The 9,917-nt window shown below is 70.7% G+C and carries 15 protein-coding genes and 3 pseudogenes; 15 read left to right on the top strand and 3 right to left on the bottom strand.

What is annotated here, in order from left to right:
• Positions 1-144: pseudogene (locus tag CRT23_RS21235) on the top strand (IS5/IS1182 family transposase); the annotation flags it as partial.
• Positions 145-160: 16 nt separating this feature from the next.
• Here the strand turns inward: CRT23_RS21235 and CRT23_RS21230 are convergent.
• Positions 161-601: pseudogene (locus CRT23_RS21230) on the bottom strand (cation diffusion facilitator family transporter); the annotation flags it as partial.
• Positions 602-1,064: 463 nt separating this feature from the next.
• On the opposite strand from CRT23_RS21230, the gene CRT23_RS28590 reads away from it, so the two are divergent.
• The 14 genes and pseudogenes from CRT23_RS28590 (at position 1,065) to CRT23_RS21170 (ending at position 8,901) form a co-directional block, all read left to right on the top strand.
• Positions 1,065-3,062, top strand: coding sequence for a hypothetical protein (locus CRT23_RS28590; RefSeq protein WP_181017417.1), 1,998 nt, complete (start codon positions 1,065-1,067; stop codon positions 3,060-3,062).
• Between the two features lie 282 nt (positions 3,063-3,344).
• The gene (locus CRT23_RS21220; RefSeq protein ID WP_103711669.1) at positions 3,345-3,710 is read left to right on the top strand and encodes a hypothetical protein; all 366 of its coding nucleotides are present in this window, start codon (positions 3,345-3,347) and stop codon (positions 3,708-3,710) included.
• Positions 3,707-3,973, top strand: a complete 267-nt coding sequence (locus tag CRT23_RS21215; protein ID WP_103711668.1) for a hypothetical protein — start codon at positions 3,707-3,709, stop codon at positions 3,971-3,973. The genes CRT23_RS21220 and CRT23_RS21215 overlap by 4 nt, the downstream gene beginning before the upstream one ends.
• Positions 3,970-4,419, top strand: coding sequence for a hypothetical protein (locus CRT23_RS21210; protein WP_103711667.1), 450 nt, complete (start codon positions 3,970-3,972; stop codon positions 4,417-4,419). The genes CRT23_RS21215 and CRT23_RS21210 overlap by 4 nt, the downstream gene beginning before the upstream one ends.
• Entirely contained in the window at positions 4,416-4,745 is a 330-nt protein-coding gene (locus CRT23_RS21205; RefSeq protein ID WP_103711666.1) for a hypothetical protein, read from the top strand. Before CRT23_RS21210 ends, CRT23_RS21205 begins: the two co-directional genes overlap by 4 nt.
• A gap of 362 nt (positions 4,746-5,107) precedes the next feature.
• Positions 5,108-5,526: pseudogene (locus CRT23_RS21200) on the top strand (lysozyme).
• Positions 5,527-5,741: 215 nt separating this feature from the next.
• Positions 5,742-5,879 carry a hypothetical protein gene (locus CRT23_RS28585; protein WP_181017416.1) on the top strand — a complete coding sequence of 46 codons (138 nt, stop codon included), beginning with the start codon at positions 5,742-5,744 and terminating at the stop codon, positions 5,877-5,879.
• A gap of 2 nt (positions 5,880-5,881) precedes the next feature.
• The gene (locus tag CRT23_RS21195) at positions 5,882-6,121 is read left to right on the top strand and encodes a hypothetical protein (protein WP_103711665.1); all 240 of its coding nucleotides are present in this window, start codon (positions 5,882-5,884) and stop codon (positions 6,119-6,121) included.
• The gene (locus CRT23_RS21190) at positions 6,118-6,498 is read left to right on the top strand and encodes a hypothetical protein (RefSeq protein ID WP_103711664.1); all 381 of its coding nucleotides are present in this window, start codon (positions 6,118-6,120) and stop codon (positions 6,496-6,498) included. Before CRT23_RS21195 ends, CRT23_RS21190 begins: the two co-directional genes overlap by 4 nt.
• Positions 6,495-6,731 carry a hypothetical protein gene (locus CRT23_RS21185; protein ID WP_103711663.1) on the top strand — a complete coding sequence of 79 codons (237 nt, stop codon included), beginning with the start codon at positions 6,495-6,497 and terminating at the stop codon, positions 6,729-6,731. Before CRT23_RS21190 ends, CRT23_RS21185 begins: the two co-directional genes overlap by 4 nt.
• A 228-nt stretch (positions 6,732-6,959) precedes the next feature.
• Complete coding sequence (locus tag CRT23_RS28580; RefSeq protein ID WP_181017415.1) at positions 6,960-7,130, top strand: hypothetical protein; 171 nt, start codon at positions 6,960-6,962, stop codon at positions 7,128-7,130.
• Positions 7,117-7,335, top strand: coding sequence for a hypothetical protein (locus CRT23_RS21180; RefSeq protein ID WP_103711662.1), 219 nt, complete (start codon positions 7,117-7,119; stop codon positions 7,333-7,335). Before CRT23_RS28580 ends, CRT23_RS21180 begins: the two co-directional genes overlap by 14 nt.
• 197 nt (positions 7,336-7,532) lie before the next feature.
• The gene (locus CRT23_RS21175; protein ID WP_103711661.1) at positions 7,533-8,381 is read left to right on the top strand and encodes a phage regulatory protein/antirepressor Ant; all 849 of its coding nucleotides are present in this window, start codon (positions 7,533-7,535) and stop codon (positions 8,379-8,381) included.
• A 100-nt stretch (positions 8,382-8,481) separates the two neighbouring features.
• Positions 8,482-8,901 carry a hypothetical protein gene (locus CRT23_RS21170; protein ID WP_103711660.1) on the top strand — a complete coding sequence of 140 codons (420 nt, stop codon included), beginning with the start codon at positions 8,482-8,484 and terminating at the stop codon, positions 8,899-8,901.
• Here the strand turns inward: CRT23_RS21170 and CRT23_RS21165 are convergent.
• Entirely contained in the window at positions 8,887-9,345 is a 459-nt protein-coding gene (locus tag CRT23_RS21165; protein WP_103711659.1) for a hypothetical protein, read from the bottom strand. The two genes, CRT23_RS21170 and CRT23_RS21165, sit on opposite strands and share 15 nt — an antisense overlap.
• Positions 9,342-9,854 carry a hypothetical protein gene (locus CRT23_RS21160; protein ID WP_103711658.1) on the bottom strand — a complete coding sequence of 171 codons (513 nt, stop codon included), beginning with the start codon at positions 9,852-9,854 and terminating at the stop codon, positions 9,342-9,344. Before CRT23_RS21160 ends, CRT23_RS21165 begins: the two co-directional genes overlap by 4 nt.
• Positions 9,855-9,917 lie beyond the last annotated feature (63 nt).

The raw sequence follows: 9,917 nt of genomic DNA, 5'->3' as shown, positions 1-9,917 counted from the left end.
TGGGTGGTCGAACGCTTCTTTGGCTGGATCAGCCGCAACCGCCGCCTTTGAAAAGACCCGGAGGCGACCCTCGCCTCGGCCCAAGCCTTCCTCTACGCCGCTGCCGTCATGATCCTCGTTCGACGGCTGGGACGCGCCTCATGACTTATCGGACGGACTCTCAGACCACTTCGGCGGGGGCCAGGGAGCAGGACGTTCCCGAGCCGGTCTCGACCTGAAGGGTGATGGGTCCGATCCCGAAGCGCTCCAGCATCCCGTTGGCGGCTTCCATCAGGAAGGCGTCGCCGGGATGCTCGCCGGCCGTGACGAGGTGCGCGGTGACGCAGACCTCCGTGGTGCTCATCTGCCAGATATGGAGGCCGTGCAGCTTTGTGACCCCTGGCAGGGCTTCGAGGTGGCTTCGTACCGCCGAGGGATCGATGCCGGTGGGCACCGCGGCCAGAGACATCGCGAGGCTCTCGTGCCGGAGTCCCTAGGTGCTCCACACGATGACTGCGGCGATGCCGAGGCTCACGACGGGGTCGAGCCAGGTCCAGCCGGTGTAGAGGATCACCAGGCCGGCGAGCACCACGCCAGCGGAAACGGCGAAGTCCGCAGCCATGCCGGGCCGTGCATGGCCCGATCTAGGTGACGGGCTGGCGGGTCAGAATGGCGCTTCCTGCGCTTCCCGGGAGGCTTGGCGAAAGGATTGATAAAGCCCATCCGTGACTCCTGGGCATGATTGCCCGCGAATGAGGCGGCCAAGTGCGAGGTTGCCTAATATTCATGCAGTTCGTTATATCGAACGGATTTTCTGGGATGGGCCGCTGGGGAGGCTCGGGACGCTATTCCGGATGCCGAATAGGTATTTGCCGTCGTCATCGACGAACGAACCGACAGGCCCCCTGGCGATGGCTGTCCATTGTTGAGTGCATCCCATCACCTAGGTCTGTCTCCTGGGGCGAAGAGGCCTTTCCGGGGCCCGTCAAAGCTTAGGTCTGGCAGATTTCCGGAGTCGGTGGGATCATTCCTGGGTCGCGTCGGGTCGTGCTGCCCCGCTGCGACGTCACTGGACCGTCGCCGCCTTGTTCCACTTCCCTACCATCGCTCCCGCACGCCTCGATCCGTTCGCACCGATGCTGCGTCCAGAGGCCGAGCTCGTTGCCATGCGCGGCGAGTACCAGACCCGAGTCAACGCCTCCCCCCGCGCAGCCCACGCCCGCGTGCTCCACCCCGACCTGCCCGGCGTCAAGGGTAAGGTCAGCCTCATGCGGGTGTCCCAGGGCAGCGACGGTGAGCATCGGTGGGAGACGCGTGTCGTCACCGTCTCCGAGCTCGCCACCTCGGACGCCCTGCTTTGGGCGACGCATCTTTCGATGCAGAGGTTCCATGGCGCCCGGGGTTCGACCTCGCTCGTCCAGTTGCAGTCACTGATCGCGGACTGCGACTGCCACGACCAGGCCGAGTTCCGTGGGCTCGACCCGGAGGAGATGGCAGGCATCCTGATCGAGCGCCTGCGCGCCGCCGGGAAGCCGCTTCCCAGCTACATCTTGTTCAGCGGACGAGGCCTGCATCTCGTGTGGCTTCATCAGCCGCTCATGGCGGCAAAGGGGGTCACCGGACGGCATCGGGCGGTCCAGCGGTGGATGCTCGGTCCCGCCGGCGGCAAGGCGGCTGAGGTCGTACGGACATCCGGCGGAACCCGTCGGCAGGACCCCGAGGTCGTGGCCCACGAGGAGCAGATGGCGGCGGTCTGGCGCGGGACCGGCCTCGACCGCGCCGCGACGGACACGGCCCGCGTCCTGCGCCTGGCCGGGAGCTACAATGGCAAGAGCGGCAAGGTCGCCCGGCTGGTCTGGCCGGCGAGTTGGGCGGACGTCGAGCGGCACGACTTCGAGGATCTCGCCTCGGCGTTCCTCCCCTTCACCCGCGATGAGATGGCCGCCCTCCAGGCCGAGCGCCAGGCGGAGTACGAGATCCGCGAGGCCGGTCGCCAGGCCCGCCGCGCCGAGGCCGAGGCCGCCGGCCTTCCCGTCGACGAGGATCGGCAGCCGACCCGCCGGATTTCCGGCGGATACTGGCCGGGCATCGTCCAGGCCCTCGACGCCGTGCGCATCATGTGGGGCGGGACCCCGGATGTCGGGAAGCGAGACCTGTGGGCGTTCCTGAGCGCCTGCGCCCTCGCCCAGGCCGAGGGCGGGACCGCCGCCTCGTGGGCGGAGCGTCTGGCCGGTCCCGCGGGCCTGCCCGAGGGCGAGCTCCGGACCAGCCTCGGCGCCCTGGAGCGGGTTCTGCGGCGCCATGAGAACGGCGAGACCCGTGACCACGAGGGTGTCGAGCGTCCGGTCATGTACGAATACTCCAAGTCGAAGATGCTGAGCCTGCTCGGCCTGTCCGACGTCTCCGATGACGTCCTGCGCGCAGCCGGTGCCGGGGCCCTTCTCCTGGGTGGCGTGGTGCGGTCGGAGAGGCAGCGTTCGGCGGATCGCCGGGCCGAGGCCGGCGCCACGCCCCTCGCCGTCACGGTATCCGCCAGACTCGCCGACGGTCGCGAGGCCCTCGCCCTGCAGGCGGCCGGCAGGTCCATGCGCGAGATCGTCCAGGCGTTCGTCGGGCGCCGGGGCGAGACAAGCCTGCGCCGGGCCATGGCCGAGGCCGCCGAGGTTCCCGCCGAGACCGTGGCCGAGACCGTGACGGAGGCCGCCGTCGAAACCGCTTGCGAGACCTCGGAGGACGGGTCCGTCTCCTCTCCTCACGGTTCGACCACTTCTATAGTGGCAGTGCCGGGGCCCTTGCCCCCCTCGGGCGAACCGACCGCCTCGGACCCCCCCCTCGACGCCATTCCGGCCCGTCCCGCTGCCATCTCGATCCTGTCCCAGACCCTCGATCCCCAGGGAAGCCCGAGAATGGCATCCGGGACAGGGATGGACGCGGGTAGCGGACCTCGCAGCGGAGGTGCCGTGGCGGCCTTCCCTGGGCTCCGTTCCGCCCCGCGCGCCTCGTCCATCCCGGTCCCGCTACCCGACTTCCTGGCCCGTCTCCTGGATGCCGGAACCTCCACCGTCGCCCTCGTATCCGCTTGAAACGCCAGGGATAACGGGAGTATAATCGCCCTCGCCGACAGGTCCTAGATGCAGCACATCTCAGGGGAGCCCCGCCCGACCGAAAGGTTTGGCGGGGCTTCGTCGTTCTGGTTCCCTCGATCAGGGACCATCGGGCCAATGACCTGCCGCCCGGTCCCTATCCGAATAGGGCCCGCTGCCTGACGCTCTCCCTGCCACCAGGGACCGTCACCGTGTCATTGAACTACCGCTCACTGTTCATCTACCTGCCCCGCGTCCGCCGCATCTGGGCCGCGTGACGCCATGGAGCAACGCCGCAATCCTACCGGCATCTTGGCTCGCGTCACCGACCACGCCGTCCGCCGGTATGCCGAGCGCGCCCTGGGCGTGACCGTCGCGGGCGACGACGACGGGGCGGCCATGACGGCGCTGCGGACGCGCTCCGTCAACGTCGGCCGCATCCGCCGGCACCTCGCCATCCTCGGCGGCCTGGGGGTCGCCAACGCGGCCGGGGCCGTCGTCGCCGAGGGGCTCAAGCTGGTCCTCGTGGACGGGGCCGTCGTCACCGTCCTCGCGACGAAGGTGCGCGTCGACATGGCGCCGGCCGGTCCCTCCTCGCCCGTCCCGCGCCGCCAGCGGACGTGCCTCGACGCGGAGTACGCGCCATGACCAACCAGCCCTTCCCCTTCGATGCCTGCAAGGATCTCCCGGCCTGCAGGGCCGGCATGGCGCCCCTGATCGCCCCGGGGATGACATGGAGCGAGGTCCACTGCGGCCGGTGCGGCAAGACCGGCATCGTCGTGCATGCCGACCATGTGCCCGTCCCGGCGCCCGAGCCCGCCCCCGAGGTCGAGGCGCCTTCCGAGCCCGAGACCGAGTCTGTGGCCGAGGCCGAGGCACCCCGGGCTTCCGGCAAGGGGAGCGGTCGATGACCCGGTACGGCTTGCCTTTCCAGGGGCACCACGAGCGGCGCGAGGCCGAGTGGGTCGGCGCCCTCGTCCTCTTCGGCGTCGCGGTCGCCCTGCTGCTGCCGGGCGCCACGTTCTTGCGTCCGACGTTCGACGCCTGGTCCGCCATCGCCCCCGAGGGCACCTGGGGCGCCACGCTCCTCGGCGTCGCCCTTATCCGGATGATCGGCCTCTGGGTGAACGGGTCGAAGCGCCACTCACCCTCGCTCCAGTTCGTCACCGCCACCGTCGGCGCCTGCGTCTGGTCCGGGATGGCATTCCTCCTGGCCCGTGACGGGTACCCCGGCTGGAACACGGGCTGCGGAGCCTACGGCATCCTCGCCCTCGTCGACACCTACTGCGCGCTCCGGGCCATCTGGGACCAGGGCCGCAACGACGCGCGCGCGCATCATTTCGAGGGCTGCCCGTGACTGAGTGGCTCACCACGTTCATCGGCCTGCCGGCCAACGCCCTCAAGGCCATCGGGACCATCGCCGTAGGCGGCCTCCTCGCGGGCGGAACGTACGTCGTCAGCCGCATCAAGGAGGCGCGCCGGCCGGTCGATCAGGTTCCCGGCCTTCCGCGCATCGCCCTCGACCCGGTCGACCGGGACCTCGGCTTCAGCCTGATCCGGACCGGCACCGACCTGACCCGGGCGCTCCACGACCACGGCGAGATCCTGCGCGCGGCATTCCCGCTCCCCCCGGCGCCTCCCCCGGCGCCGACCCGAACCCGCATCCGGAGGTCCTCGCCGTGAGGAAGCCCAAGCTCGTCTCCAACGCCAAGACCGTTGCCAAGCGGTCCTGGTCCTTCCGGCTCAACGCCGTCAGGGCCGTCCTCGGGGCGGTGGAGCTCGGCATGTCCGTATTCTCGGCAAGCCCCCCCGATCACGCCGGCGGTATTCGCGACCGTCTACGCCGCCGTCAACCTCGGCGGCATGGCCGCCCGGCTGGTCGCCCAGACCTGCCTCTCCGGAGAGGACGCCTGATGTTCGCCTGGCTCAACCGCAAGCCGGCCATCGCCGGCGCGTCCGCGATCCCGGACGTCCGCGCCGACGTCCGCAAGCCCGGACGCGGACCGTCCCGCACGAAGCGGAACGCCACCCTCGGCGCCGCCTGCATCAGCGTGGTCGGCACCTTCGAGGGCCTGCGCCAGACGGCCTATCCCGATCCGGCCACGCGCGGGAAGCCTTGGACCGTCTGCTACGGCGAGACGGCCGGGGTGAAGCCGGGCGACAGCTACTCGGTGGCCGAGTGCAAGGCGATGCTGGCGACGTCGCTGGAGAAGTACGCCGTGGCCGTCGAGGGGTGCGTCACGTCCGCGATCACGGACGGCGCGTACGCCGCCTACGTGAGCCTCGCCTACAACATCGGCACGAACGGGTTCTGCAAGAGCTCGGTCGCCCGCCTCGCGAACGCCGGCCAGCCTCGCGCCGCCTGCGACGCCATCCTCCGCTTCAACCGCGCCGGCGGCGTCGTCTCCCCGGCCTGACCCGCCGGCGCGAAGCCGAGCGCGCCCTCTGCCTGAAGGGGATCTGATCATGTCGACGTTCGCAATTGTCCTGCTCGCCGCCCTCGCCCTAATGGCATAGCTTGCCCTCCTCGAAGCCGCGAAGGAGGCGCTCGCCATCCGGGCGAAGGCCGCGGCCTGCCCGTGCCGGGACATCCACTCCCTGACGCTGACCCCGGGTTCGACCTTCGAGCTCCCGGCCGGGACGGTGCTCTCGTCGGGGACCGATGCCGACCGCAGGGGCGTGTCCATCACCGAAGTGCCGATCCAGGTCTCAGGCAATCCGAACTTCACCTACATGTTCTCCACCGAGGGCACCGTTGAGGTCAGGAAGGCATTCGCGGATGTCGCCTCCAGCCTGAACCCGAAGAAGGGGCACTGACCGTGTCCCAGACTCCCGCCACCGTCCGAGAGACCCTGACCGAGGAGCGCGTCCGCTTCATCCTCGGCGGCGACGGGACGCTGGGCGAGCCCTGGCCGACCGGGCGCACAATCCGGCTCCGGACCGTCGAGATCGCTGGCCGGCTGCCCGAGGTCCTCTCCATCGAGATCCAGGACGTCCCGGGCGGTGACTGGGCGCGCCAGGCCGTCCCGGTCGCGTCCGAATCGGGCGTTGTCCGATGATCGGCCTCGCGCTCGCCCTGGTGTGGACGGTCCCCGGCATCGCGGCGCTTGTCTCCATGGGGGCGGCCGCCCTGGCGTTCGCCTACCTGCCGCGCCTGGCGGTGCCCCTCATCTGCCTCGCGGTCATCCTCTACGGCGTCGCCTTCGTGTCCCGAATTCGGGACGAGATCGACACCGCCCGCCGGGACCTGGCGACGGCGAAGGCCACCGTCGAGACGCAGAAGCTCTCCATCGCCGCGCTGGAGCGGACCTCGGCCGCCGCGGCGACGCGGGCCAAGGCCAACGCGGCCGCCCGTGTCCGGATCGGGAACGCTCCGGCCTCGGACGACGGGCCCGTGGCACCGGTCCTCGGGCAGACGCTGCAGAGGTTCCGATGACCCGCCTCGTCCTCCTCGTGTTGATCGCCGCCTCGCTCTCCGGATGCCATGCCGGGAAGCCGAACATGTCCGGCTTCCCGGACTCGTTGCTCACATGCTCGGGCGCGCCCCGTTGGAAGGGCGGCACCCAGCGCGACGTCGCCGGGTTCGTCGAGGATCTAGGCGACGCCCACGCCGACTGCGCCGGCAAGCTCGGCGAGGTCAGGGGCATCGTCCGCGGGGGGAAGCGATGACGGTCCCCGCCGCCCCGGCGCCCCTCGTCGGTTCCGACGTCCACCGGGCCCTGAGGGGCGAACCCGTCCCCGGGGCCGTCCCGCCCCAGGCCGTCGCCGCCGCCGTCCGTGGCGCCGCGTCCCGCCATCCCCGGAGGCACCTGTGAGCGTGACCGTGGCATTCGTCGTGGGCATGCTGATCGGGCTGTGCCTGGCCGACCCGCCCCGTCGGCCGCCGTGGAGAGCGGCATGACCCCGGCCGCCCTCGCAGTCGTCGAGGCCGCCCGCGAGCTCGTCCGAACCCGGCGCTGGTTCCTTGACCTCCCGCCGGACCGGCCCCTGCCTGCCCGCCTGGAGGACACCCTCGACCGGGCCGTGCGTGCCCTCGACGCCGAGGAGGCCGACCGTGCCCGAGGCTGACCCCTGCCGCCGGGCCCTGACTCCCGTCGAGGAGGCCAACCTGTTCGCCGGGGACGCGCTGCGGGCCGCGCACGCCGTAATGTCCGGGAAACCGGACACTCGCGAGGGGACCGCCTACCTCGCCGTTTACGTGATCCTCGCCGCGGCCGCCCTCGGGCAGGGATGCGTTCCCGACCCGGCGGAAGGGGACGCGCACGGCGCGTAGCCTTGGAGGTACTCAGATTGTGAGGAGGGGCGGTTGAGGCGACACCCTTGGCGTCAATCCCCGCCGCCGATTTTTCGGCGAATTCCCTATTCGTTGGTAAACGAATCGGTACTTTGGGGTGTGACCCGCTGAAGGGTTGGCCACCGGCGAGTGCGGGAAACACCCGACGGCGGCCTAACGTCAGACCGGAGCACACCGTGTCCAACGCCGTCACGAGAGTTAACACGAGCCAGCCCCCCCGTCCCGTGGTCGCCATCATCGACGGCACGGCGAGGGCGGACACCCACGACATCGCGGCCTACTTCTCCAAGGCCCACAAGTCGGTACTGGTCGCGGTTCGCACCGCCCTGGCCCGCAGCCCCGAAATGCTTGGGCACGAAATCGTGCCGACGTTCGAGGCGGTCGCAACGGGCAACGGCGCCAAGCGGGACGTCATGTCCTACCGTCTCGACCGGGACGCATTCGCCCTCGTCGTCTTCGGGTTCACCGGCGAGCGGGCGCACCAGTGGAAGCGCGACTACATCGCCGCATTCAACGCCATGGAGAAGGAGCTCAGCCGCCGCTCCGCCTCGGCGCCGGTGCAGATCGACGTCCGGGACATCGGTCAGATGCAGACCATCGCCCTGCAGCTGCTCCAGTTGACCCAGGAGCGGGCGGCCGAGCTCGTAGTCGCCAAGGGCGAGATCGAGGCGGCCAAGCCGATGATCGACGCCTACCTCGCCTTCCTCGACGACGACGGCCTCTGCCACCTCTCGACGGCGGCTCGCGTGATCGGGGCGCCGGAGAAGCTCTTCTTCGCCTGGCTCCGCGACAAGCGGTACTGCTTCGACGCCGACGGATTCTTACAGCCCCGGGCGGACCTCAGGAAAGACGGGCACCTCAAGGTCAAGCTGAAGCCCAACGGCTACCATGGCACGAGCCCCCAGACGATGGTGACCCGGAGCGGGCTGGCTTGGCTCCGCCAGCGGTGGGCCATCGGTCCCGGTAAGACCATCGCCCTCCAGGCCGCCGTCGCCGCCAAGCAGGGCTCGTTCCCCGGCCTCTGAGGCCGTGCAAGTAAAGCGAACCTAATTCTCCCCCGCTTCCGATAGGCCGGCCCGCCCCCAGCGCGGCCGGCCCCGTGCCCCTCGATCCAGGAGGCCCGCCGTGGCCGAAGTCACCACCGACACCGACACCGACCTCATCCCCGCCCAGTCCCAGCCGTCCGGCGGGAATGGCGGCCCCGTCCTCGATGAGGCGCCTTCCTACGCCGCCCTTGCCCGCATCGGCCGGGCGATCCACGGCCAACATTGGGAAGGCAAGATCGCCGACCGCATCGGCGAGAACCCGCGTAAACTTTCACGCTGGCGCATCGGCGAGGGCGCGCCCAGCGCCGGGACGATGGCGTGGGCGAGGGAGATGGCGCTGCGCACGGCGGCCGACGTCCTGGCCGCGGCCGGCGAGCAGGATCTCGCCGACGGCGTCCGCGCCCGCCATCAGGCGATCCGCCACCGGGCCGCCGAGCAAGGCAAGGTGGCATTCGCGGCCGCAATGGCCGCCCGGGGCGCGGCCTCAGTCCCCGGTTGAGATCTGCCCCAGGCCCGAGGCGCAGCGGGCGTCCGTGAACTCGGACGTGAGGTCGAGGGCGTCGGACCCCGGTTCCTGGCCGATCAGGAAGGACAGCCTCGTCCCGTCCGGGAAGGCGGCCGCCCCGCCGATGGCCGGCATCCGCCCCCGCCCAGCGGTTCCCCTTGCGACGTGGCGCGACGTCTCCCGTCCCGTCCGGGCGTCGTGCTCCCCGCAGGCCACCGTCACCGTCCAGCCGGCATGCCCGTCCGGGACGGCGTCGACGTAGGTGTAACGCGTCCGACCCGGCCCCGCGGGAGTCTGTACGGCATAGTAGAAGCGGTCCCCGGCGCGGGGCCACTGGTCGCCCGTCGAGTAGGGAGGCGGGGCGGATCTCGGACCTGTCTGGGCTGATGCCGCTGAGAAGACCGCCAGCGCGGCCGCGAGGATGACGACCCGTCTCATGCTGCCAGGACCTCCGCCCGTGCCTGGGCCGCCTCGGCCGCCCGGGCACGCTCGGCGCCGGCCTTCGTCCTGTGTTGCTCGCCCCGCCAGTACCACCGGCTGAAAAACCAGCCGCGGATCTCGACGGGCGTCCTCAGGACCTCCGCCTCCGCCCGAACCGCATACTCCTCCCGCGTCAGGGCGCGTTCGCACAGGGGCACGCCCTCCCGCCGGGCCTTCTCGTCATGTGCCTCGTAGTAGACCCGCCGGATGCCGACCTCGGCCGTCCCGTCTCTGAAGATGCGCCCCGTCTCGGCGACGAGGGGATGCCCGGGGCAGGCCTTCTCCAGCGCCGCGACGAGCGCATGGACCTGGGCCGTCCGGCCGCGCAACGCGGCGTTCCCGATGCAGATCTGCCGGTTGCACTCCTCGATGGTCCCGGTCGCTTGAGCCTTGATCAGCCGGACGTCCCGGGCGTAGCCCATGGCCATCCCCATCGACTCGTAGTCGAGCCCCCGTCCCTGCAGCATGTCGGCCTCCTCGCGCGCGTTCTAAATACCCCGCATCCTAACTCGGACCGCCTGAACGCGAAC

The sequence above is a fragment of the Methylobacterium sp. V23 genome, from assembly GCF_002917135.1.
Lineage (GTDB): Bacteria > Pseudomonadota > Alphaproteobacteria > Rhizobiales > Beijerinckiaceae > Methylobacterium.
The sequence above is the reverse complement of the archived record's forward strand: the minus strand, read 5'-3'. Positions and strand labels throughout refer to the sequence as shown.

Bases quoted from the DNA above. Each gene is read 5' to 3' on its own strand.
- CRT23_RS21220 (WP_103711669.1), top strand. From the start codon at position 3,345: ATGGAGCAACGCCGCAATCCTACCGGCATCTTGGCTCGCGTCACCGAC.
- CRT23_RS21160 (WP_103711658.1), bottom strand. From the start codon at position 9,854: ATGCTGCAGGGACGGGGGCTCGACTACGAGTCGATGGGGATGGCCATG.
- CRT23_RS21165 (WP_103711659.1), bottom strand. From the start codon at position 9,345: ATGAGACGGGTCGTCATCCTCGCGGCCGCGCTGGCGGTCTTCTCAGCG.
- CRT23_RS21185 (WP_103711663.1), top strand. From the start codon at position 6,495: ATGACCCGCCTCGTCCTCCTCGTGTTGATCGCCGCCTCGCTCTCCGGA.
- CRT23_RS21210 (WP_103711667.1), top strand. From the start codon at position 3,970: ATGACCCGGTACGGCTTGCCTTTCCAGGGGCACCACGAGCGGCGCGAG.
- CRT23_RS28580 (WP_181017415.1), top strand. From the start codon at position 6,960: ATGACCCCGGCCGCCCTCGCAGTCGTCGAGGCCGCCCGCGAGCTCGTC.
- CRT23_RS21215 (WP_103711668.1), top strand. From the start codon at position 3,707: ATGACCAACCAGCCCTTCCCCTTCGATGCCTGCAAGGATCTCCCGGCC.
- CRT23_RS21190 (WP_103711664.1), top strand. From the start codon at position 6,118: ATGATCGGCCTCGCGCTCGCCCTGGTGTGGACGGTCCCCGGCATCGCG.